Here is a 23,387-nt window from a genome sequence, read left to right on the forward strand (position 1 = left end):
CACCATAGTGAACAAGAAAAAAAGAAGGATTCGGCTTCTCCCATGCTGACGATCACAAATAAAATAGGCTGTTCTCGAAAGCCAGTTTTCACTGATTTTCGGAACAGCCCGTTTTCATGAAAGGAAGCTAGAACCTGTCTGGAACATATAATACAATCCGTAAACGACGCTGATCACTGATGTGATCCGCACCAGCACAATCGGGATGGCTTTTTTAGACGTCACTAAAAACGGGAGGCCTAAAAGGGTTGTAAAGAGAAGCATCCCCATGACCGTGCCGGCACCGAAAATTAAAATAAACTGAAATGCTTCTGAACCGGTATTTGCCGTTGTCGCGGTCAATAATACCATCGCCGCACTTCCGGCAAGCCCATGAATGACGCCGATCACAAACGATTTTTTGTGAAAATGCTGGTGTTTGCCGTCTTCTTCTACCGTCCGGCTTTTACGCACACCGTTCACCCCTAAATAAACAAGCATCATGCCGACGAAAAATTCAAGCAGCGCCGCCACATTTTCTGGAATGTGCTGACCGAGCGCTACGGCTGTTACACCAATAATAAGAAGGGTCGCTGTATGTCCGAGCCCCCAAAATACACCTGCCAGCGAAGAGCGGGACAGCTTCTTCGTCCGGCTTGCGATCGTTGAAACCGCGATGACGTGATCAGGTTCTGTCGCATGCTTAATGCCCAATGTGAACCCGAGCAGTAAAATAGATAAAAGTCCGCCTTGAATCATGATTTGTTCCCCTTTTCAATACTTTCTTAACTGCACTGGCTCCTGGTCAAGCTTGCTGCGCATCCAGTTTGTGCACTGCAAAATGATGTTTTCGATCACATACGAAGCGTTGGCTAAAATTCGAATCGTACATCCGCCGTTTTTCAGCGTAGAAAACCCAATACGCGCCTGCTCATTATATGATTCCAGCAGGCGGCCCAGCGCTTCCTGCCAATCTTTTTGCAGCATAGGCGAAACGATAAAAAGTGAGCCAACGTGTGTATAGCCCTCCATTTGCATGAGCGAAAATAAATCGCGCTCTTCCGGCTTTAAAAACAGATGATCATATGCTTGAAGAGAATCGTCTTCATATATTTTCACCTTTGATCGAATCCAATCATATCGAAACGGATCGCCGCTTTTCGACCAGCCGGGCGTCATACTATCACTGTACAGCAACGTGGATCCTTTTTCCATATGAATAACCGTTTCCTGCTGAAAGCGCGCCTGCTCATATGCGATCAGCGGGTCCGGCAAGTACATAAACACACTGCCTTGTGCAAGCGAAATCGTCATCGACTGATGCACTGGCGCGTTTGGTGTTTTGTATACTTTCGCTGCTGACTGGGTCGTCAGCGTCATTCTCGCATCTTGTTCAAGAACAACGTCCGTGTGATAGCGGTCACCGCCGATGTAGCCGCCCCCGACATGCAGGCTGTAAACAGTCGGCTCGTTTTCTTGAAAATACACCGGACGCGCTACTTTAAAGGCGCCGTCAAAATACGTATCTGCCACAACGGTTTTCTCGCCCCGGCAGACCGCTTTCATGCGCAGCGTGCCGGTCATCCTCATGCTTCGAGTCCCATTAGGAGCGCATTTTCTTTAATCCACTTCACCACGTCATCAAGCCCGGTCTCATCTTTTAAATTAGTGAAGAAAAACGGCTTGTTTTCGCCGCGTGATTTTTTCGTATCCTCTGCCATTACATCTAAATTCGCGCCAACGTACGGAGCGAGGTCGGTTTTATTAATAATAAACAAATCCGACTTGATCATGCCCTGTCCGCCTTTACGCGGAATTTTTTCTCCTTGCGCGACATCAATAATATATATGGAGAAGTCCACCAGTTCCGGGCTGAACGTCGCTGCCAGGTTATCACCGCCGCTTTCGACAAAAATAATGTCCAAATCAGGATGCGCTTCGTTTAATTCATCAATGGCCGCAAAGTTCATCGACGCATCTTCACGAATCGCGGTGTGCGGACAGCCCCCTGTCTCCACACCGATGATCCGCTCTTCCGGCAAAACACCGTTTTTCATTAAAAACTGCGCGTCTTCTTTCGTATAAATATCATTTGTGACGACCGCCATACTAAATTCATTGTTCAGCGCCCGTGTTAATTTTTCAACAAGCATCGTTTTGCCGGCGCCCACTGGACCGCCGACGCCAATACGTACTGGTTCCATACTATTCAGCTCCTTTTATGATTTATGACATAAACAGCCGAACGGGCAGCTGTTCATGCCGCATTTGCGCAATTTCCAGACCCGGCATATTCATGCCAAGCTCATCTTCCGTCATCGTTTCTGTTTGGACCGCCATATCCTGAATAAGCGGCTGAAGGGCCAATAGGATGCGCTGGCCGTCTGTCTGTCCGAGCGGAATCGCCCGTACTGCGTTTTGAATGAGTGAATGAATACTGGAAAAAAGGTGTGCGCCGATCGCGTCCGTTTTTTCTGCCCCCAAATGATGAGCCGCCAGTGCAAACACAATTGAAGGATGGCCGTTCGCTTCTTTTTGGCGAATGCGCTGATAATATGTGTCGATCAGCGGACTTTCGTATAAATCGGAGCACAACTTCGCCATTCGCTCCCCGATCCGCCTTGTGCCTTCCCGTGTTTCTTTGGACAGCGAAAGTGCTAAAAGAACGTGATCCAGCTCAATAACATCGTCAAATTGCCCGTTTTCAATCGCCTCATACGCGAGCCGGCAGGCAAGAGCGTCTGTATAGGCCATTTGATTCACCATAAAAATACGCATCGCGGCTTCAAATGTGGCCGCGTCATGGATGGCGCCTTCATAAATGTATGTTTCCAGCCCGAACGAATGCGAAAACGCACCGGACGGAAAATTAGAATCACACAGCTGCATGAAGGACAGCATCGGATTAATCATGGCTGTGGCCGATATGGCGGAACGCTTTTTTCACCTGACGCTCTTCCCGGCGAAATGGAATGCCCAGCTGCTGCAGCAATTCTTCGACTAAATAATCATACTGCACGATCATTTCATCGCCTTCAAACTGAGCCGGCAAATGGCGGTTGCCAAGCTGATGGGCTATATCGCCCATTTGACCGATCGATTCCGGCATAATCGTCAGTACATCGTCAGCAAGAACACTAATGATAATCATATTTTTTTCATCACGATATAAAATATCGCCATCCTGTAAATCTTTCGGCTCTCGAAGCCGGATGCCAAGCTCACGCCCATGATCCGTTTTCACACGCTGAATTCTTTTCACCAGCTCATCACTCGCCAGAAAGACGCGTTCTGTATGCGGCGCACGAGTCTCACCTGTAACGACGTTTCCAACCACTTTTTCAATAATCACCTGTATCCCACCTTAAAATAAGAAATAGCGCTGTGCCATCGGAACGATTTCCGCCGGCTCGCACGTGGCAAGCTTTCCGTCTACTTTTACTTCATATGTTTGCGGGTCCACATCAATATCCGGTGTTTCCCCGTTGTATTTCATATCGCTTTTTTGCAATGTACGGATACCCCCAACCGGCCGGATCATTTTCTCAAGACCCAGCTTTTCCGGTACGCCACGCTCAATCGCGGCTTTGGACATAAATGTCATTGATGTTTTGAAAAGCGCTTTGCCGAAGCTCGCAAACATCGGCCGGTACAATGCCGGCTGCGGTGTTGGAATGGATGCATTCGGGTCACCCATGACGCTGTGTGCAATCAGTCCGCCTTTTAAAACCAGCTCCGGTTTTACGCCAAAAAAGGCTGGTTCCCACAGCACAAGGTCCGCCAGTTTTCCTTTTTCAACAGAACCGACATAATCGGAAATGCCGTGTGTGAGCGCCGGATTAATCGTATATTTTGCCACATAGCGCTTCGCCCGGAAGTTATCGCCTTCGCCTGTTTCTTCTTCCATTTTTCCACGTTGCTTTTTCATTTTGTCCGCCGTCTGCCACGTACGCAAAATTACTTCGCCAATCCGCCCCATCGCCTGCGAATCAGAGCTGATCATGCTGAACACGCCGAGGTCGTGCAAAATGTCTTCCGCCGCAATCGTTTCTTTCCGGATACGTGAATCTGCAAACGCAATGTCTTCCGGCACGGACGGATCAAGGTGGTGGCACACCATAAGCATATCCAAATGCTCATCCAGTGTGTTTACTGTATACGGACGGGTCGGATTTGTGGATGAAGGAAGAATGTTTGGATAGCCGGCCGCTTTTATAATATCCGGCGCGTGGCCGCCGCCCGCTCCTTCCGTATGGTATGTATGAATGACCCGGCCGTCGATCGCCGCAATCGTATCTTCCACAAAGCCGCCTTCATTTAACGTGTCAGAATGAATCGCCACCTGTACGTCATACTTGTCAGCTGTTTTTAAGCTCGCATCAATCGCAGCTGCTGTTGTGCCCCAGTCTTCATGAAGCTTTAAGCCAATCGCTCCTGCTTCAATCTGTTCTTCAAGCGGCTCAAGCCCGGATGCATTTCCTTTTCCCAGAAAGCCGATGTTCATCGGGAAGGCTTCCGCCGCTTCGAGCATGCGGAAAATGTTCCATTCGCCCGGTGTACACGTTGTCGCATTTGTTCCTGTGGCAGGGCCCGTTCCGCCGCCAATCATCGTTGTCACGCCGGATGCCAGCGCCGTTTCAATTTGCTGCGGGCAAATAAAATGAATGTGGGAATCGATGCCGCCAGCTGTTACAATTTTCCCTTCTGCCGCGATGACTTCTGTCGATGCGCCGATCACGATGTCCACGCCGTCCATCAGGAGTGGGTTGCCCGCTTTGCCAATTGCCGCAATCATCCCATCTTTAATGCCAATGTCCGCTTTATAGATACCTGTATAATCAAGCACAATCGCATTGGTCAGCACAAGATCGACGGATTCAGCCCGCGTGGCAAGCGGGTGCTGCCCCATCCCATCCCGAATCACTTTCCCGCCGCCGAACTTCACTTCATCTCCATAGACCGTATAGTCTTTTTCAATTTCAATAAAGAGCTCCGTGTCAGCGAGACGGACACAGTCACCGGTCGTTGGCCCAAACATATCTGCGTATTGGCGTCGCGGCATGTGAAAACTCATGAATTCCCCTCCTTATCAAGCGCGCCATTCACGCCATTATTTAACCCGTATACGTGCCGCGTTCCTGAAAACGGAATGAGCGCGACCGGCTTGCCATCTCCCGGTTCAAAACGGACCGCTGTGCCTGCTGGAATGTTTAATCTCATTCCGAACGCTTGATCACGGTCAAACTCAAGCGACGCGTTTACTTCCGCAAAATGAAAATGCGAGCCGACCTGCACCGGCCGGTCGCCCCGGTTCGTCACAAAAACGGACACTTCTTCTTTTCCTTCGTTGCATACGACTGCGTCTCCGCGCAGCTTGTATTCACCAGGTATCATTTTTGCTCCTCCTCATCTTATCGGGTCATGAACGGTCACAAGCTTTGTGCCGTCCGGGAATGTCGCTTCTACTTGAATGTCTTCAATCATTTCCGGAATCCCTTCCATCACATCATCCCGTGACAAAATCGTTGCCCCAAACTGCATTAATTCCGGTACCGATTTTCCGTCACGCGCTCCTTCCATCACCTCATACGTTATAAGGGCGATGGATTCTGGATAATTCATCTTTAATCCTCTGTCTTTACGACGGCGGGCTAAATCTGCTGCTACGACAATCATCAATTTTTCCTGCTCACGTGCCGTCAGCTTCACTAAAGATCCCTTCTTTCTTTTCTATATGCAGCTTGTCACTGAACCCATTTTAAACCAAAAATCTTGTACCAACTCAGTGACATGTTATATTTCCTAACATTATTATAGCTTGATTAAGGAAAAAAAGGAATTAATCTTTTCTGACAATTACATTTGCGTATAAAAAAAGAAGGATTTTTTATCCTTCTTACTGTTTTTAGACCACTAAATGTTGTTTTACAATATCTTTATGCGTCGTATCTGTTACACCTTCGCTTACGACCGTTCCGTGATCCAAAATATAGTAATAATCGGCACATGCAAACGCAAGGTCAAGGCTGTGCTCCACTAGAATAATCCCCATCTCCTGACTTGATGCAATCTTGATGATCACATCTTGAATGAGCTGCACAATAGACGGCTGGATTCCCTCCATCGGCTCATCCAGGAGAAGCATTTTCGGTTTGCCGACGATCGCTCTCGCAATCGCCAGCTGCTGCTGCTGGCCGCCGCTCAGGTCGCCGCCTTTGCGGTGCACCATCTCACGGAGTACCGGAAACCACTCGAATATTTGATCCGGCAGGCCATGTCGCTCTTTCTTTGGCAAGGCTTCAAGTCCGAGCAGCAGGTTTTCCTCTACTGTTAAGGAGGGGAAAATTTCTCGTCCTTGCGGCACATACGCAATGCCGCTTCTTGCCCGAAGTTCTGGGGCCTTTTTTTCAATTCTTTCGTCCATCCACTCTATCGATCCAGCTGCTGGCTTAAGCAGACCAGCAATCGTTTTAATAAGTGTAGACTTCCCGACACCGTTCCGTCCAAGCACCGCTGTTACCTTCCCAATTTCCGCCTGAATAGACACATTATTTAAAACCATGCTTTCATCGTATCCCGCCCGGATTGATTGAACTGTTAACATGCGCTTTCTCTCCTTCCGAGGTATACTTCTGCCACCTGTTCATTTTGCTGAATTTCCGACATCGTTCCCTCACAAAGAACCTTGCCTTCATGCATGACGGTCACTTGCTTTGAAAAATTCCGGACGAACTCCATATCATGCTCTACAATTAGGACGGAGCAGGCCGTTGAAATTTCATGAATAAGTTCCCCCGTTTTATGGCGCTCGGTGCTGCTCATCCCCGCAATCGGCTCATCCAGCAGTAAAATCTCTGGATCCTGCATAAGCTGCATGCCGATTTCGAGCCATTGTTTTTGCCCATGTGCAAGCATGCCTGCTAACTGATGGCGCTGATCCATTAAGCCAATCCGACTTAGCATTGCTTCCATTTTTTCTTTACCTTCACCTGTCATTTTGGCCCGCATGACAGACCAGAGACCCCGTTCCTGTTTTAGCGAAAGCTCCAGGTTCTCCCACACAGTCAAATTCGCAAAAATGGAAGGAGCTTGAAATTTACGCGTAATACCAAGACGAACAATCTCATGCTCTTGCAGCTTGCGAATGTTTTCCACCTGGCGGTATAATACGTCGCCGTCGCTCGCCTTTGTTTTCCCACAGATTACATCTAGCAGCGTTGTTTTTCCCGCGCCGTTCGGTCCGATTAAAAAACGGACTTCTTGCGGCTTCACTTCCAAATCAACACCTTGAAGTGCCTGAAACCCATTAAATGAAACCCGCACATCACGACACGACAGAATCGGCTGCATCGGCAGTTCCTCCTTTTTGTTTCGCTTTATTTCGTTTTTCGTTCCACGACTCAAAGGCGCCGACAATGCCATTCGGCAAGAACATCACGACAATAATGAAAAGAAGCCCTAAAAAGATGGACCATATATCTGGATACGTTTCGCTGAAGAAGCTTTTGGCGCTGTTAACGATCACCGCTCCTAAAATGGCGCCAATTAACGAATGCCGGCCGCCGACGGCTACCCACAACACCATTTCAATAGAAGGAATAATTCCCATCATTGCCGGGGAAATAAGACCGACCTGCAGGACAAATAGTGTGCCCGCAAGACCCGCAAGCGCGGCTGAGAGGCTGTAAACAAAGACTTTATAGGAAGTCGGGTTAAATCCTAAAAAGCGGACTCTGTTTTCCCCGTCCCGCACGGCGGATAATACCCGTCCCGCGCGGCTGTTTGTCAAACGGGCGGCCAAAGCAAACGAAAGGCCAAGTATGATAACTGTCAGCATGTACAGGGCAATTTGCACAAGCGGGGATGCCAGTGAAAAACCAAGAAATGTGGTGAAGTTCGTTAATCCATTTGTGCCGCCGGTCCAGTCCTGCTTTGCAACAAAGAGTGTCACAAATACGACGACAACAGCCTGGCTGATTAAAGAGAAATAAACTCCCTTAATCCGGTTTTTAAATGTTAAAAATCCGAGCATGGACGCAAGAAGGGCCGGAACGATCAAGGATGCTCCCAGCGCAAAAACCGGATTAGAAAAAGGTATCCAAAATGCCGGAAGGGCTGATACGCCGCTCCATTCCATAAAATCCGGAAGCTGGCCATTTGACGATTCAAGCTTCAAATACATAGCTGTGCAATACGCGCCAATACCGAAGTAAACCCCATGACCGAGACTTAAAATGCCGGTATACCCCCAGATAAGGCAGATGCCAAGAGCAACAATAGCAAAACATAAAAATTTACCCATCAGCGCCAGCCGAAATTCTGTTAAATAAAGAGGGCCTAAAAACAGCGCGATAAAAAAGAGCCAGCAGCCAAGTTTTTTCTTATCCATTTTTCCGCTCCCTCCTATTCTAATGACCGTGTACGTGCGGAAAGCAGTCCAGCCGGTTTAAATTGTAAAAACGCAATAATAGCAACAAATACAATGACCTTCGCCATAGAAGCACCGCTCCAAAATTCGGCGATCGTTCCCAGCATGCCGACGCTAAGTGCTCCGAAAACCGTACCAATCAAGCTTCCAATCCCGCCTAAAATAACAATCATAAACGCGTCAACAATATAGTATGTGCCGATTGTTGAACCAATTGGGCCAAGGACGGTCAGCGCACATCCAGCAACCCCAGCGAGACCTGAGCCGATCGCAAACGCTGTTGCATCTACCTTTTTAGTTGAAACACCAAGACTTGATGCCATGCTGCGGTTCATCGTAACAGCCCGCATTTTGCGGCCGGCTGCTGTTTTATCAAGATATAAATAGAGGGACACCATGCAAATTGTTACAAGTGCAATAATAAATAAACGTTTGTACGGAAGCACTGCTCCAGCAATGGTTAAACCACCGTCAAGCCATGTTGGTGATGTTACTGCCACGTTTGGTGCGCCAAAAATGGACCGTGCGACTTGCTGCAAAATTAAACTAACACCCCATGTAGCAAGCAAGCTGTCGAGCGGTCTGTGATACAAAAAGCGAATAAGTGTTTTTTCAAGAATAAATCCGAGCAGGGCACCAATTAAAAATGAGAGCGGAATTGCCGCAACATAATAATAATTAAATAAAGAGGCCGGAACATAATGTGAAAATGCCTGCTGGACCACGTATGTTGTATACGCACCAGCCATAATAAACTCACCGTGTGCCATATTAATCACATTCATCAAGCCAAATGTAATGGCCAGTCCAAGCGCAATAAGAAGCAAGATCGACCCGAGGCTGATCCCGTTAAATAGCTGTGTGATGACGACTGCCATGCTGTTCACTCCTTTTTAAAAACAAATAAGGGAGAAGTTTTCCTCCCTTATTTGTCCCGGTTAATTTAAGCCTTCTACCCAAGGGTATGTTTCTAAATACGGATCTGGTTTAACAGGCTCCCCTGAATTCCATACTTCTTTAAACTGGCCGTCTGCTTGAATCTCGCCGACACGAACTGTTTTGTACGTATGCTGGTTGTCGCCATCAATCGTTACGGTGCCGCCCGGTGCTTTAAATTCAATGCCGCCTGCTGCTTCTTTCACGGCGTCGACATCAAATGATTCTGCTTTTTCAACAGCAGCTGCCCATAAATAAACGGCATTATATGCTGCTTCAATCGGATCACCTGTCACGCGGTCATCGCCATATGCTTTTTTGTAAGCTGCGACGAATTTTTCATTTTCCGGCGTGTCTGTTGTTTGGAAATAGTTCCACGCCGCATAATGCCCGGTTAAAATATCTGTTCCGATACCATGAATTTCCTCTTCTGCAATACTGACAGAAAGAACCGTAATGTCATCCGCTGTAATTCCTGCATCTTTTAGTTGCTTGAAAAAAGCAACGTTGCTGTCTCCATTCAGCGTGTTATAAATGACTTCTGGCTTTTCTTCTTTAATTTTGCTGATCAGCGTGCTGTAATCCGTATGGCCAAGCGGTGTATATTCCTCACCGACAAGCGTACCGCCTTCTGCTTCAAGCTGTGCTTTAATTTCTTTATTTGCTGTACGAGGGAATACATAATCAGATCCGATTAAGAAAAATGATTTCCCTTTATTTTCAAGAAGCCATGTAACAGATGGCACGATTTGCTGATTTGTTGTGGCACCTGTATAGAAAATATTTGGTGATGATTCCATCCCTTCGTACTGAACCGGATACCAGAGCAGACCATTATTCTGTTCAAATACTGGCAGCATCGCCTTTCGGCTCGCGGATGTCCAGCCGCCAAAAACAGTCGCTACTTCATCTTTCTGCAAAAGCTTTTTCGCCTTTTCGGCGAATGTCGGCCAGTCCGAAGCTCCATCTTCGACAATCGGTTCAATCTGCTTGCCAAGAACGCCGCCCTCTGCGTTAATTTCTTCAATGGCCATTAATTCTGCATCCCGCAGTGATACTTCACTGATCGCCATTGTACCGCTCAATGAATGCAGCACACCGACCTTGACCGTATCTCCCGTATCAGCAGCTGGTGTATCTTCTTCTTCATTTAAAGCATTTGACGCTGCACAACCACTCAGCGTAAGCGCAGCAGCTGAAATCGCCGCAATCATTGTTTGTTTACTCCATAATTTTCTCAGCACTGTCATATAAACACCCCTCAATCATGATTTTCAACTTATGTTATAAAGAAAATAGTGCATAAACAGATTTGTATATACTTGTTTCTAAAACAACTTTCTCATTATCGTGAGTAGTTTTTTTACGTTCCCCCTTCCTGAACCCCCAATAGTTGGTTATGTAAGAAAACGAAATATGGAAAAAATTCTTTTCACTGTTTTCCTCCTTTTTTAAGTATTTTTTTTATAAAATGCTTAAAAAGGGTTTAAAAAGCGACTATTCCATATCTGATCTACCATTATATTCGTCTTTTTCGGTGCATTTGTGTGAGTTTTTGTTAGATAATCTCACATAAAAAAAGAAACCTTCATAACATGAAGGTTTCTTTACGCCCGTTCTAATTTTAAATTATAGCGATACGTTTCTTCCGCAGACGTCAATTTGTATCCCATAGCAGGATTAAAGTCGAGTGAAATGTGTTCATGAAGATTTTCCTGGCTTACTTTTGAAACGAGCAGCGGAATGTCGTCCACGATAAACAGATCGTCGTTGTCTTTTTTCTGGTCAATTTTCAAATGATATTCGGATGCAATGGAGCAGCTGCCGATAAAAATCGATTCAATCCGGACCCCTTCATTTTCCTTGTACTCAACCTTTTTCAGCTCTGCCGCTGCGGCGGGCTTTACATCAATGTTCATATTAGTCACCTCCCTATTCTTTTCCCCAAAAAGGACAAAAAAAATCACCGAAATAAATTCGGTGATTTTTTTAACGAAATTATTCGCCAAGACCTTGAGACTTGATTGTTTCGCCTACAGCGTCAACTGCTTGCTCTTCATCAGAACCAGAAGCTGTTACTTTAATAGATGCGCCTTTTGGAATCCCAAGAGACATAACACCCATGATTGATTTCAAATTAACAGTTTTACCGTTATACTCAAGATTTACATCTGAACTGAATTTTGAAGCTGTTTGCACAAGTACTGTAGCCGGACGGGCGTGGATACCTGTTTCGTCTGTAATTGTAAATGTTTTTTCTGCCATGATAAAAAAACTCCTTTATCGTTAAAATTAGACACTATCCTTATTATAAAATAAAGCGCACTCAAATACTACTATAGTTATACATCCCAATCAATCAAAAAGGATTGGCGCGGTCCGACATATGTTAAAAGCGGCAAATCTTCTTCTGTCACGCGGCCGATTACGTTTACTTTTTCATCCGCCGGCAAGTCACGAAGTGTAATTTGCAGTTCACCCGCATAGCGCAAATAGTGCTGATTATCGACAGTTACAGTTCCCTTTTTCCGAGCTATAGTATGAAAGGGTTCTGGCGGCGCACCGCTCATTTGACGCGATTCGCTGGAACGAATGCAGTCACGCGCCGGGTCCGGCCGGTTTGTCTGCACATTCCTATAATGAGATATATCCGTATAAGCAGCCGCCCGTAACGGGATACATCCTTCGTTGTAAAAAGAAAACTGTCTTAGTCCTTCGTTTGACAGGTGTGGATCCCCAACGAAGACTTTTTGCACATGAAGGTGATTCGTTAATTCAAGCGCACATACAAATGGCGATACTTGCCGATGCTTTTCCAATGTAGGCAGCCCGTCGAAAAGAGGTCCCCGTTTTCGGCTGTCTCCCGGCACAAACGCCATAACCGTTAAGCCGAGAGAACGAAGCCACTCGTTTTTTGCTTTCATATAATCTATTCCGAGCCCCGTTTCCGGACGGGGATAAAAATTATGCCAGGCCTCCACATTCGAAACGTTTATTCCATGTTGAATGAGTTCATCCCATTCTTCCTGACGCAATGTACTGGCGTTGAGGGCCACCTTCATGATGTGGGATAAACGAGCAATCTGATCAGGCGCAATCCCGTCATCCATTCTCAGACCCGTCACCCCCCATTCGATCAGTTCTTCTGCCCGTTCAAATGAAGAGCCGATCACATGTAAAGAAGACGAAGAAACATCTGCCACCAGTGCCAGGCCAAGCTTTTCAGAAATGCGGGCTAATGACTGAAAGCGGCTGCGCAGCCTAGACGCATCGTCTTCCGGAATATGCAGCGAGGTAAACACAGATTGAAACCCATTCCGTTTAGCCTTTTCCAAATAATCCTGCTCTTCTTTCCCTATATCTTTGTTTAAGTAAACAGAAACACCAAACACACCATCCACCTCCATGCAAAAAACCGCAGAAACACACTATCCACGGTTTGATTCAATCTATATTATCAGCCATCTCTTCTGTAAAGCCAAATAAATAGGTAAACAAAAAGCCGGCCGCATATGCCATAAGCAAACCGATTAAATATAAAATATATTTATTATCTGCAATGAGGGGCATTAACGAAAGACCAGAAACGCCAATTCCGGATGAGGCCGTCCGAACAAGTGCCTGATAAGCACCTCCGACCGCACCGCCCATACAAGCTGTCATGAACGGCCGTCCAAGCGGAAGGGTTACTCCATATAGAAGCGGCTCACCGATACCAAGAAACCCGACCGGCAGCGCCCCTCTAATAATTGTACGAAGGCGCTCATTACGCGTTTTTATATACACCGCTAAAGCGGCACCGACTTGTCCGGCGCCTGCCATCGCCAAAATCGGCAGAAGCGGTGTATGGCCCAGCGTATGAATCAGCTCCATATGAATCGGTGTCAGGCCATGATGAAGCCCTACCAAAATGACCGGCAGGAAAAAGCCTGACAGCAGACCTCCGGCGACAAAGCCGCCAACTTCCAAAACAGATCCGATCATGCCTGTAACGAAGCCGGATAAAACCCCGGCGGCCGGCTGGATCAAAAACAATGTCAGCATCCCTACAAGCAGCACCGTTAAAAGCGGCGTGAATAAAATATCGACAGCGGAAGGGATAACTTTTCGAATGGAATGCTCTACGACCACCATCAACCAGGCAGCCAGCATAATGCCAAAAAAGCCTCCCTGTCCCGGAACGAGCGCTTTACCGAAAATCGTTAAGTCCGCCAAAGCCGGATTGATAATGAGCATTCCCGCAATGGCACCCAGTACTGGCGTTCCCCTAAACTCTTTTGCTGTATTCCATCCGACCAGCACACCAAGATATGTAAAAATGCCGCTGCCGATAAACAGCAGCAGCTTCATCCAAAGCGTTTCCGGATCGACACCCGCATTTTTCGCAAAGTTAGCTATTCCTGTCAAAATACCCGAGGCCACAACGCCTGGAATAAGCGGGATATAAATGTTTCCAATTTTTCTAAGCAGGCGTTTGATAGGTGTATCATTTTTTAAGCGGGTTGCCGCTTGCCTGTCTTCCGCGTTGACACTCATTTCCCCACCGCCGGCTAATCCTGTTAATTCCGTCGCTACTTTATTTACCTGGCCTGGCCCAATGATAATATGAAGGGTTTCATCTTCGTGAATCCCCATTACGCCAGGGACTTCTTTTATTTTTTCAGTGTCCGCTTTATTCCAATCGCGCAAATCAAGACGGAGCCTTGTCATGCAATGAGTAACGAGGCGAATGTTTTCTTTTCCACCGGCATGTTTTAAGATGCTGATTGCCATTTGCTTTTCTTTAATCACGCCGATTCACTCCACTTTAATATAATGCGCTTCTTACAACACCACTCGACTTTGCCAGCTTTTTTTCCGCTGTCGGCAGGTCACATTTCAATAACGCCATCACAATTGCTTTTTTTACATGACCGTTTGCTTTTTTATAATACTGTTCTGCCAATAATAGATCAATCTCCGCCGCTTCGGCAATAATTCTTTTTGAACGCTCAATTAATTTTTCATTGGTCGGCTGCACATCGACCATTAAATTTTTGTACACTTTGCCAATACCAATCATTGCCGCAGTGGAAATCATATTTAACATCATCTTTTGCGCCGTGCCTGCTTTTAAGCGCGTCGATCCCGTCAATACTTCTGGTCCAACGTCCACTTCAATGGATAAATCCGCAAAGCGGCTCATTACTGCCCGCTTGTTGCACGAAATACTCGCCGTCATAGCACCATGTTTTTTCGCGTATTTTAATCCGCTGATTACATACGGCGTCCGGCCGCTTGCCGAAATGCCAATAATCATATCCCGCGGGCCAATCTGTAGCTGACTTAAATCCACTTTTGCAAGCAATTCATTGTCTTCCGCGCCTTCCACAGCAGATTGAATCGCTTTTTGGCCGCCGGCAATGACACATCTTACCATACCCGGCGGCGTGCCGAATGTCGGAATGCATTCCGCTGCATCTAACACACCGAGACGCCCGCTCGTTCCGGCCCCAATGTAAATAAGCCGTCCCTTTTGCCGGAATGCGTTTACCGCCGCAATGACAACTTTACGAATCACCGGCAGCTCCTGTTTAACCGCCTGAGCTACTTTCGAATCTTCCGCGTTCATAACGGATAAAAATTCATCGATCGACATATTATCCAGATGCATCGTCGCACCATTTCTTGATTCTGTTGTTAAGTTGCTTATATTCAGCATCTTCTTCACTCTTTCCTATTGAAACGTTTAATTTGGGCCCGCACGACGCAGGCACAAAGGCGTTACGACAGGAAGTCGCGCAATTAGCCTTTGATTCTTTAATTATACGCCAGTGAAATAAAAATACAATTTTTTTATTAAATTTAATGAAATAAAATTTCTTTTTTATTCTAAAAAACAGCCCGATTATCTTTTCAATCGGGCTGCTGCTTCACTCGCTTTTTTATAGGGCTCTTCCACAGAGGAACCAATCCGGTGGAACGTTCCTACATAAAGAGCATCAATCATATTCATTTGAACCATTTTTGATGCAATACTGCCGATGCGGTTTTCATGCTCAACCATCGGTGTGCCAAGTACAATGTCCGCCTCTTTATAAAGCGGTGATTTGCCGACGTTTGTAATCGCCATTACCGTCGCCTCTCTCGTTTTTGCAAAGCGGGCAAGCTCCAGGACGTCTTTTGTTTTGCCGGATGTACTAATGGCAATAAAGACGTCTCCTTTTTTCAAGTGAGACGCGATGGAGAGCATAAAGTGGAAATCAAGCGTCATCATCGCATGGAAGCCAAGCTTTGCAAACTTGTAATGCCCGTCAACCGCTGCCGCTGCCGAACCGCCCACTCCGTAAAATAAAATCGTGTTCGCTTCAAGCAGCGCTTCAATCGCTTTATTCAATTCACGCTTATCAAGCGCCGAGACAGCTGCTTCAAGCGCTCCGCGGTTCACATGGGTTACTTTATTAAATAATTCATATGGCGAATCCCTTGACTGAAGCAGCGAAAAATCATTCACGCTGATCGAGGTGTTTGACAGCTCTTTCACAAGCGTCAATTTAAATGATTTATAGCTCCCGATGCCGATCGTTTTGCAAAAGCGAATCACAGTTGCTTCACTGACACCTGCTTTTCCCGACAAATCTTTTGTTGTCATCGTTGGAATCAGATGAGCATTGTCCAAAATAAAGGCTGCCACTTTTTGTTCCGCCCCGCTCATTTTATCGCTTTGCCGGTCTATTTTTTTCAGAATCGATGTCTCGCTCATACCCTGTCCTCCTGAATCTGTCCTTTATATCTTATCGGACAGGCTCAAAAAGCGTCAATCATCGAAATGACAGTTACTTGAAAGTTCAGCAAAAAGCAGGACTGCTTTCGTCACAGTCCTGCTTTTATTTTTTACTTTTTTTGTAAAATAATGGAATTAATTGAGTGAAACAAGGTTGATTACGACTTAACGATCACCTTAATTTGATCCCCGGCGCGAACGGCTTCAAATCCGTCCCTCCATTGCTCAAGCGGTACAACCTTCGTGACCATTTTGTCGACATCAATCTTTCCATCTGCTAAAAGCTTCAAAGCAAGCGGCCAGGAGCTTGGCTTTTGGGAGCGTGTGCCCACATACGTGATTTCCCGCTGAATGATGGATTCTTGATCAAGCGGGTTTATTTTATCCGCAAAAATGCCAACCTGTACAAAGGTGCCTTTCTTTTTCACAAGTGGCAACCCTTGATTTAATGCAGGAACGGCACCAGAGCATTCAAATAATTTATCGACCCCGTACCCATCGGTATGTTTCATCACAACTTCTTCAAGATTTTCCTTTTGAACGTCTACCACGACATCCACACCAAGCGATTTTGCGAGCTCGAGACGTTTGTGATCTTTCGTAATCCCCGCCAAAATGACAAACGCTCCTTGCGCTTTAATCACCTGACATTGCAACAATCCGATTGGTCCTGGTCCGAAAACAAGCACTTTGTCGCTTGATTGGATCATTGTTTTTTCCAGCGCCGCATGTACACAGCACGCAAGCGGCTCTGTCAATGATGCTGCTTTAAAGCTAACATTCTCCGGAAGTTTATGTAAACTTTCTTCACGGGAAATGACATATTCCGCAAAGCTTCCGTTTACTTGGGTCCCAATTCCCTTGCGATTGCTGCATAAATTGTAATCCTTCTCACGGCAGTATTCACATTCTCCACATGTTTCAAAGGTCGTTTCACTTGTTACCCGATCGCCAACCTTCACTTTGGTTACACGTTCACCAACTTCGACAACCGTTCCGGAAAATTCGTGGCCGAGCACAACCGGTGTTTTCGAATTGGGGTACTGTCCTGAAAAGGTGTGCATATCTGTTCCACAAATTCCTGTATAAACCACTTTAATCTTAACAAGATCCCCTGCTGCCTTCGGCTCTTCAATCTGCTCAAGCTCCATGTTGTCATAGCCGGGTGCTTTTTTCATAACTGCTTTCATTGATTAGGACTCCTCTCCATTGGGCAGGATTAATACTTTTCCATATGTTTCTTCTCGGTTAATCATCATATTAAAAGCTTTTTGTGTCTCTTGAAGCGGAAAACGGTGCGAAATCATTTCTTTCAGCTGAATGCGCTCGTTTAAAATGTAATCGACGCTTTTTGTCCATTCTTCGCCTGGAAAAGGAGCGGAATACGAATTCCAAAACCCCATCAACTTCAATTCTTTGCGGAAAATATTTTCAAATGCCCGCTGGGACAAAAGCACATCCTGATACGCAATGCCAAGATAGCCGATTTTGCCTTTTTTCTTCGTCACTAAAAGACACTGCTCCTGCGTAATTTTAGAGCCGGCGCATTCCATCGCAATATCAGCGCCGCTTCTGTTTGTAAATTCAGCGATTTTCTCTTCCAAATTGTCCTGAAGCGGATTAATCACATATTCACATCCAAATCGCTTCGCTTCTGCCAGCTTTTCATCAGAAATATCGATTGCAATGATTTTCGTTCCTGCGATTTTCAACCATTGAATAACAAGAAGGCCGATCGTTCCGGTGCCAAACACAGCCACTGTGTCACCGAGGCGCGGTTCAATATTTAATACACCATGTAAGGCGACGGCCAGCGGCTCGATCATTGCCGCTTCCTCAAAGTCCATATCGCCAATCGGCAAAATGTTCGATACCGGCACATTCACGTACTCCGCAAAACCGCCGAATGATTTCGAGCCAATCATGCCGTGGTCTTCACATAAAGAGTAATCCCCACGTTCGCAATGTTCACATTGATAACAAGGGACAAATGGAATGACCGTTACCCGGTCGCCAAGCTCAACATTCGTCACGCCGGCCCCTTTTTCTATGACCCAGCCTGAAAACTCATGACCCATAATGGCAGGCAGTGGATACTTCCATTCACTCGTCATCTTATGTGTATCTGATCCGCAGATGCCTGCTGCCATGACCTTCACTTTTACTTCCTGTTCTCCACAAGGATTGATTGGCACTTCTTCGTAAACAAACTGATTTTTCGCATGCAGTACGGCTGCTTTCATCGCGTGGCCTCCTTGCTAAAAAGTCACCTGACAGGCATAAGCGCTGTCAGGTGTCAGTTAAATTAAAAAATAGCTGCCCATAGCTGTGAAAATTTCAAAATAAGCCAGTTAAACAAGTTTCCACCCATATCAAGGCTTGAAATTAATGTTGCGCCTTCAGGCATCGTGAACTGTGCACCTTCCATCAGCTGTGTATGAACAACGGCGAAATCGGTCGCCATATAAAGCGAGAATGCAATCATAACGGTACCTGCCAAAACAGAGTGAACGATGTTTCCACGCAGGAAGCCAACAACAAAGGCAACATAAAATGGTATTGTCGCCAAATCACCAAACGGTAAAACCCTGTTTCCCGGTAGGATTACTGCAAGTAAAAGCGTGATAGGGACTAGAATGAGTGCTGTCGATAATACTGCCGGATGTCCAACAGCAAGCGCCGCATCCAACCCGATATAGAGTTCCCGGTCGCCATAACGTTTTTGAAGGAAATCCCGGGCAGCTTCCGAGATTGGAATAAGCCCTTCCATCAATATTTTCACCATGCGCGGCAATAGAAGCATCACTGCGCCAAGTGAAATCCCGGTCTGGAAAATCGCGCCCGGATTGTACCCTGCTAACAGCCCAATAACACAGCCGAGAATAAGCCCCATCATCATCGGTTCCCCAAAGATGCCAAAACGTTTTTGGATCGATTCCGGGTCAGCATGCAAATTTTTAATGCCTGGAATTTTTGATATAACCATTCCAACAAGAATGCCAATTGGCGCAAATGCCGCCGTTGAGCCAGTTGGCAATGAAATACCTTCAAGCCCGTAAAACTTGGCTACCATTGGCGCGGTTTTATCCGCTACGTACAAAACAACAACCTGATACAAAATCGTACAAAGAATTGCAAACCACCAGCTGCCTGTGACGATATAGCCAGTCGCTCCGGCTGCGATAAAATGCCAGTAGTTCCAAATATCAATATCTAACGTTTTCGTCAATTTAAGTAAAATCAACCCGATGTTTACAGCCAAACAGATTGGAATCAAAACGGCTGCTACCGGTGAAGCGAATGACAGCGCTGCTGCAGACGGCCAGCCGGTATCGATGATTGTCAAGTTCAAGCCGAACCGCTCAACCATTTGCTGCGCGGCCGGGCCCAGGTTCGTAATCAGCAAGTTGATGACCAAGTTAATGCCAACAAAACCGATTCCGATAATGATGCCGGACTTAAATGACTTCTTGAAGCCCAGACCAAACAGCATGCCGATAATTAAGATCGCAATCGGCAAAATAACCGTTGGCCCTAAATCCAAAATGGACTGTACAAACCCAAATACGTTATCCATGATCAATCCCCCTGTCTTCTCTTCTTACTTACGGTCAGTTTTTTAAATGATCAAGAATTTTTTGGTCGAGCTTGTCCATGCCAATGCCTGTAATATAGGCCGTCGCAATTTCAGCTGGAATTTGATAAGTAGTCGGCAAAATTGTTGTTGATACAATTAAGTCCGCACCATCTTGACGAGATGCCACTTCTGAAATTTTGCACTGTACGACTTCTGCCTGAATACCGTTATCTTTCAATAAATTTTCCACGCGATTACAAACGACAGTTGATGTTGCGATACCTGCTCCACATGCGACTAATATTGTTTTTTTCATAATAAATTCTCTCCTTTATGCTGTTTCCAGCTTATTAAATAATTGATGGATCTCTTTGCAATTTTTCGCTGCTGAAATCTTTTCATACGTTTCTTCATCCTGGACAATTTGCATGATTTTCTGCAAAATAGCCAGCTGGCTGTGTGGTTCATTTAAGCCGAGCATCAAAATCACTTTCACTTCAACTTCTTTTGATTTATCATCCATAAGCTGAAATAAAACAGGTTCTTTTAAGGTGATCACACCGATAAACTGTTCAAATACACATTCTGGATCGGTATGCGGAATCGCAATGCTGTACTTGTCCAAATTCAAGCCAGTCGGAAACGTTTCTTCCCGCTCTTTAATTTTCGGCAAAAACGATTCACTTACATATCCGCGCTTGAATGCTTCTTCATACATTAAATCGAACACATCATACCGGCTGTCGCAGGACACATCCAGCTTGATTAATTCATCTTTCAAAAACTGCGCCAATGGCAAGATAACCACTTCCTTTCATTATGGCTGGGTATGATGCTTCAACACTTCGTGGATAGCTTGTGCGCTGTCCATTTGCGTCATTTCATGTATTACGTCTTTTTTATCTGCCAGCTTCATCAGTTGAAGCAATGCGTTTAAATGCTGGCTTTTATCCACCGCGGCAATCACGACAACAAAATGGACGATATGATTTTTGTCGAATGAAAGACCTTTTTTTAATTTCAGCAGGCTCATCCCAACCCTTTGCACGCCATGTTCAGGCGCCGCATGTGGAATTGCGACATTCATTCGAAGCAAAATGTGCGGGGAAATAGATGGATATTGCTGCTTCATCGTCTTAATATAATCCGCCGTAATGAGTCCACCCTCCAGCAGTGGCTGTGAAGCTCGTTCGATCGCTTCATGCCAACTGCCTGCTTCCTCTTCTATCACGATCATATCCGGATGGATAAAATCAGGCAGCCCATAATCTGCTTTCACTTTTGTTTCCTGTTGATTTGGCTGTGTAAAATAGGATTCCAGTGATCGTTCCAGCTGCTTTGGATCTTTAATATCTGCATATTTGGCGATCGTGTTCATTAACTGGTCCACATTGATCACCGGCATCTGGAGGCTGAACACCTCCTTCATGACCCGCTGCCGGAGCGTCATTTTCTCAAGCTCGGAAATAAAGTGATGAACAATAAACAACTGCTTATTGGTTTGAAGCGGTACGGGAGAAAAAACAAGGTCGAAGCCATCATCCATTTGCTGAAATTCCCGAATTGACAGCGCGCGATGAAAGTAAAATTCCGGAAACAATTCTCTTAGTGTATTGTCCATTAAGTTCGAAATGGACACACCGTTCGGACAAACAACAACCGCTTTCTTTTTTAACGGAATCGTTTCACCACTGTTAATTAAGTGCCCCCCGATAAAAACGGTCACAAACATTATTTCACTTTCAGGTATTTCACAGCCGATGTATTCTTCAAGCGGCTTGATTGAATCTTTAACAATATAGTGAATCGCTTCAAACTCTTCACTTACTTTTTCAATCATGAAATAATTTGTAGTTAAATGATATTTGATCCGGTAATAAGCAGGCTTGATATGAAGAAACAGCTTTTCCAAAAGCCTGCTTTTATCTTTGAGCGTGATGCACGCCTGTCGTTCAAATAAGCTTAAGCTCTCTGCCAGTGCTTCTTTTAAGTGCGGAATTTCACGGTCTGTCAATAATTGAGAAGTCAGCACGTTAGATGTCAGCAGCTGCAAGGCGAAAAACAATCGTTCTTCTTTGGAGAGCTCTTCCAGTTCATCTTTAATTAACAATTCCGCTGCTTCATATTCTTTTGTATCCGAAAGGGCTTCATAATCAATGTGATGAGAACCATCGATCGTATGGCCGTTTTTCACCCGTTTCAGTAAAATGGCGATGATATATGGAAGGATCCGCATCCGCTCGTCACTAAATTGAAGCTGAAGCCGTTCTTCCACATCCTCTATTTGCTTTTGAAGCTTTTGCACATCTTCTTCAGCAATACCACCAAATTGATAAATATATGATTCGCCCTTGTAGATATCGAATATTTTCCGAAGTGCATCAACAAGCAAGCGTCTTTTATCCCATTCTCTTCCCGAGACAACATAACCATTGAGACGTGAATAGACGATTTCTAAATCATACCGGCCCACAATTTCCTGTACGTGCTTCATATCGCGGAGAATTGTATTTTTGCTGACATCCAGCCCGATGGAAAAGTGGATAAGCGATAATTCTTCGCTTGAGCCGAGAATCATTAAAATGATCACATATGTCCGCTCTTTTTCAGAAAGAATGTAAGTAGACTGCGTTTGCGCAACTGGTCTTTTCACCAGCAGTTCCATTAAAATCGGGCTTAATAAAAACTTTCCGCTTTTTGTCCGTTTAATAGCTGGATAACTATTTTGTTCGAGCCAGTCGTTTATTTTCGTAAAGCTATAGCCGATTTGCCGGCGCGATAATGCGTATTTATCTTCAAGCTCTGCATTTGATATTTCTGGATTTCCTAGTACATCCTCTAGTATTTGATTGCTCCTTTCATCCAGGTACATGATGTCATCTCCCTTCGCTGAACCTAATTCTATCACTTGAAACAATCATTTTGTTTGCGCTTTCATCCTCATTTTGCGCTGATTCATTGTACAACATGATGATGAATAAGAAAAAGCCTCGGCAATCAGTTTTTAAACTGACAACCGAGGCAAAAAAATGAATCATTTATAAGATATTTTTAAATTGTTTCATTTTTTATAAAAAGACTGCCGCATTATTACATTGCGACAGCTTTACCTTATTTACTTCGCTTCCCCTGGTTCACGATGCAGCGGCGGCGGCACAAGCCAGCCTTTTTCTTTGTTAAGTTTTAGGATTCCACCGCCATATTTTGCTTTTTCTCCATGAAAACGAGCATACAGCGAAGCAACGTCTTCACGGATGCATTGCGCCATCGCTTGGCTGCATGCTGCCACTCCCACGACAACGTCCCGGGAGAGCGTTGCCGCAATTTCCGGATCGGTAAAGCGCGCTCCATCAGGAATGTCATTAAGATCTGCCTTCGGACGATCTGGCGGGGCTGGCGGCAAAGCAATTCCATTTGCTTTTAACACTTCGTCATATGCCATCGCTTCTTCTTTTGAAAGCCTGATTCCTTGTTCAACCAGCTTTTTCAAGTCACCGTCTCCCGTATGGTTCAGCAATGTGCTGTAACCAGCCGCCATCCCTTTCGCTGAAAGCGATCCTACCCATAATGTATACACTTCGCCATAATGAAGAGGTTCATCTTTTGGATTCCCGCTTAGTATACCCATATTATCCCTCCATCAGAAATTAAATTTGTGCGCATGCACCTGAATAGTATTTTCTGATGAAGGATGGAATATGTAG

26 protein-coding genes are annotated in these 23,387 nt (G+C 45.5%); all 26 read right to left on the reverse strand.

The window, feature by feature from the left end; translation table 11 throughout:
* Positions 1-114 precede the first annotated feature (114 nt).
* The 26 genes from NLX67_RS11315 to NLX67_RS11440 all read right to left on the reverse strand — a co-directional run bounded on the left by NLX67_RS11315 (position 115) and on the right by NLX67_RS11440 (position 23,311).
* Positions 115-738: a HoxN/HupN/NixA family nickel/cobalt transporter gene (locus NLX67_RS11315; protein ID WP_046180103.1), complete on the reverse strand. Its 624-nt coding sequence runs from the start codon at positions 736-738 to the stop codon at positions 115-117.
* Positions 739-753: 15 nt separating this feature from the next.
* Entirely contained in the window at positions 754-1,569 is an 816-nt protein-coding gene (locus tag NLX67_RS11320) for an urease accessory protein UreD (RefSeq protein WP_254311822.1), read from the reverse strand.
* Entirely contained in the window at positions 1,566-2,183 is a 618-nt protein-coding gene (gene ureG, locus NLX67_RS11325) for an urease accessory protein UreG (RefSeq protein WP_046180101.1), read from the reverse strand. The genes NLX67_RS11320 and ureG overlap by 4 nt, the downstream gene beginning before the upstream one ends.
* 22 nt (positions 2,184-2,205) lie before the next feature.
* A complete protein-coding gene (locus NLX67_RS11330; RefSeq protein ID WP_082091534.1) occupies positions 2,206-2,892 on the reverse strand; it encodes an urease accessory protein UreF in 687 nt (228 codons plus the stop codon).
* Complete coding sequence (gene ureE, locus NLX67_RS11335) at positions 2,885-3,331, reverse strand: urease accessory protein UreE (RefSeq protein WP_046180100.1); 447 nt, start codon at positions 3,329-3,331, stop codon at positions 2,885-2,887. The genes NLX67_RS11330 and ureE overlap by 8 nt, the downstream gene beginning before the upstream one ends.
* 12 nt (positions 3,332-3,343) lie before the next feature.
* Entirely contained in the window at positions 3,344-5,053 is a 1,710-nt protein-coding gene (ureC, locus tag NLX67_RS11340; RefSeq protein ID WP_046180099.1) for an urease subunit alpha, read from the reverse strand.
* Positions 5,050-5,373, reverse strand: a complete 324-nt coding sequence (locus NLX67_RS11345; protein WP_046180098.1) for an urease subunit beta — start codon at positions 5,371-5,373, stop codon at positions 5,050-5,052. Before NLX67_RS11345 ends, ureC begins: the two co-directional genes overlap by 4 nt.
* Before the next feature lie 12 nt (positions 5,374-5,385).
* Entirely contained in the window at positions 5,386-5,688 is a 303-nt protein-coding gene (locus NLX67_RS11350) for an urease subunit gamma (RefSeq protein WP_046180097.1), read from the reverse strand.
* Positions 5,689-5,884: 196 nt separating this feature from the next.
* Positions 5,885-6,583 (reverse strand): urea ABC transporter ATP-binding subunit UrtE, encoded by a 699-nt coding sequence (gene urtE / locus NLX67_RS11355; RefSeq protein ID WP_254311823.1) that lies wholly within the window; start codon positions 6,581-6,583, stop codon positions 5,885-5,887.
* Positions 6,577-7,329, reverse strand: coding sequence for an urea ABC transporter ATP-binding protein UrtD (gene urtD / locus NLX67_RS11360; RefSeq protein ID WP_254311824.1), 753 nt, complete (start codon positions 7,327-7,329; stop codon positions 6,577-6,579). The genes urtE and urtD overlap by 7 nt, the downstream gene beginning before the upstream one ends.
* The gene (gene urtC, locus NLX67_RS11365; protein WP_254311825.1) at positions 7,304-8,368 is read right to left on the reverse strand and encodes an urea ABC transporter permease subunit UrtC; all 1,065 of its coding nucleotides are present in this window, start codon (positions 8,366-8,368) and stop codon (positions 7,304-7,306) included. Before urtC ends, urtD begins: the two co-directional genes overlap by 26 nt.
* 14 nt (positions 8,369-8,382) lie before the next feature.
* Positions 8,383-9,285: an urea ABC transporter permease subunit UrtB gene (gene urtB / locus NLX67_RS11370; RefSeq protein ID WP_046180093.1), complete on the reverse strand. Its 903-nt coding sequence runs from the start codon at positions 9,283-9,285 to the stop codon at positions 8,383-8,385.
* Positions 9,286-9,345: 60 nt separating this feature from the next.
* The gene (urtA, locus tag NLX67_RS11375) at positions 9,346-10,557 is read right to left on the reverse strand and encodes an urea ABC transporter substrate-binding protein (protein WP_254311893.1); all 1,212 of its coding nucleotides are present in this window, start codon (positions 10,555-10,557) and stop codon (positions 9,346-9,348) included.
* 393 nt (positions 10,558-10,950) lie between these two features.
* Positions 10,951-11,262: an iron-sulfur cluster biosynthesis family protein gene (locus tag NLX67_RS11380; protein WP_254311826.1), complete on the reverse strand. Its 312-nt coding sequence runs from the start codon at positions 11,260-11,262 to the stop codon at positions 10,951-10,953.
* A 79-nt stretch (positions 11,263-11,341) separates the two neighbouring features.
* Complete coding sequence (locus NLX67_RS11385) at positions 11,342-11,608, reverse strand: phosphocarrier protein HPr (RefSeq protein ID WP_254311827.1); 267 nt, start codon at positions 11,606-11,608, stop codon at positions 11,342-11,344.
* A 77-nt stretch (positions 11,609-11,685) separates the two neighbouring features.
* Complete coding sequence (locus NLX67_RS11390) at positions 11,686-12,735, reverse strand: DUF871 domain-containing protein (RefSeq protein ID WP_254311894.1); 1,050 nt, start codon at positions 12,733-12,735, stop codon at positions 11,686-11,688.
* 52 nt (positions 12,736-12,787) lie between these two features.
* Positions 12,788-14,134, reverse strand: a complete 1,347-nt coding sequence (locus tag NLX67_RS11395; protein ID WP_254311828.1) for a PTS transporter subunit EIIC — start codon at positions 14,132-14,134, stop codon at positions 12,788-12,790.
* A 16-nt stretch (positions 14,135-14,150) separates the two neighbouring features.
* Positions 14,151-15,044: an N-acetylmuramic acid 6-phosphate etherase gene (gene murQ / locus NLX67_RS11400; RefSeq protein WP_254311829.1), complete on the reverse strand. Its 894-nt coding sequence runs from the start codon at positions 15,042-15,044 to the stop codon at positions 14,151-14,153.
* 186 nt (positions 15,045-15,230) lie between these two features.
* A complete protein-coding gene (locus tag NLX67_RS11405; RefSeq protein WP_046180086.1) occupies positions 15,231-16,085 on the reverse strand; it encodes a MurR/RpiR family transcriptional regulator in 855 nt (284 codons plus the stop codon).
* Positions 16,086-16,264: 179 nt separating this feature from the next.
* Positions 16,265-17,296 (reverse strand): zinc-binding dehydrogenase, encoded by a 1,032-nt coding sequence (locus NLX67_RS11410; RefSeq protein ID WP_254311830.1) that lies wholly within the window; start codon positions 17,294-17,296, stop codon positions 16,265-16,267.
* Between the two features lie 3 nt (positions 17,297-17,299).
* The gene (locus NLX67_RS11415) at positions 17,300-18,349 is read right to left on the reverse strand and encodes a galactitol-1-phosphate 5-dehydrogenase (RefSeq protein WP_254311831.1); all 1,050 of its coding nucleotides are present in this window, start codon (positions 18,347-18,349) and stop codon (positions 17,300-17,302) included.
* Between the two features lie 62 nt (positions 18,350-18,411).
* On the reverse strand, positions 18,412-19,683 hold the full coding sequence (locus NLX67_RS11420) for a PTS galactitol transporter subunit IIC (RefSeq protein ID WP_046180083.1): 1,272 nt from the start codon (positions 19,681-19,683) through the stop codon (positions 18,412-18,414).
* A gap of 34 nt (positions 19,684-19,717) precedes the next feature.
* Positions 19,718-19,999: a PTS sugar transporter subunit IIB gene (locus tag NLX67_RS11425; RefSeq protein WP_046180082.1), complete on the reverse strand. Its 282-nt coding sequence runs from the start codon at positions 19,997-19,999 to the stop codon at positions 19,718-19,720.
* A gap of 15 nt (positions 20,000-20,014) precedes the next feature.
* Positions 20,015-20,482 (reverse strand): PTS sugar transporter subunit IIA, encoded by a 468-nt coding sequence (locus NLX67_RS11430; protein WP_254311832.1) that lies wholly within the window; start codon positions 20,480-20,482, stop codon positions 20,015-20,017.
* A gap of 18 nt (positions 20,483-20,500) precedes the next feature.
* Positions 20,501-22,555 (reverse strand): BglG family transcription antiterminator, encoded by a 2,055-nt coding sequence (locus NLX67_RS11435; protein ID WP_254311833.1) that lies wholly within the window; start codon positions 22,553-22,555, stop codon positions 20,501-20,503.
* Positions 22,556-22,798: 243 nt separating this feature from the next.
* Positions 22,799-23,311, reverse strand: a complete 513-nt coding sequence (locus tag NLX67_RS11440; RefSeq protein WP_254311834.1) for a DUF3231 family protein — start codon at positions 23,309-23,311, stop codon at positions 22,799-22,801.
* Positions 23,312-23,387 lie beyond the last annotated feature (76 nt).

Source organism: Domibacillus sp. A3M-37 (genome assembly GCF_024213455.1).
GTDB lineage: Bacteria > Bacillota > Bacilli > Bacillales > Domibacillaceae > Domibacillus > Domibacillus tundrae.